General features: G+C 47.2%; 1 pseudogene. It reads left to right on the top strand.

Annotated features, from left to right (window positions below):
* A pseudogene (locus tag R7Z77_RS25980) lies at nucleotides 1–668 on the top strand (UbiD family decarboxylase domain-containing protein); the annotation flags it as partial.

The following is a 668-nucleotide window of genomic DNA, read 5'->3' as shown; positions in this document are numbered from 1 at the left end:
AACCATGAAGAAGCAATACCCAGGTCATGCGAAGCGCGTGATGATGGGAGTGTGGTCCTTCTTGCGTCAGTTCATGTACACCAAGTTTGTGATTGTGTGTGATGAGTCGGTAAATGCGCGCGACTGGAATGACGTCGTCAAAGCGATGACCGAACATATGGATCCAGTGCGCGATACCTTGATGATAGACAACACGCCAATCGATTCTCTCGACTTTGCGTCGCCAGTGGTGGGGTTAGGTTCCAAAATGGGACTAGATGCGACTATCAAATGGGATGCGGAACTTGCAACACGTCCCCAAATCAGTGAACAAGACAGTAAAGTAATAACAGAAGCCGATTTGGAATCACTGAAACAACAGCGTCCAGAGATCATTGATATCTATCTACCGCCAACAACCAATAATCGTTTTGCAGTCGTTACGATGAAGAAGGACCAAGCGGGCCAATCTCAAGCATTAATGGAATACCTGTGGGACTTCTTCGCGCAATATACCGACAACAAGTTCGTTATCTTGTGTGATGAGGACGTCAATGCGCGAGATTGGAATGACATCATTTGGGCGGTGACCACTCGTATGGATCCGGATAGAGATACCACTCAAGTATCAGGTAAGGCAGAAAGTTCGTCCAAACTCGGACTGGATGCGACTAACAAGTTCGAATCTG

This window comes from Vibrio sp. 1401, from assembly GCF_033340295.1.
Note: the sequence above shows the minus strand (reverse complement) of the source record. Positions and strands in the feature narration are given on the sequence as shown.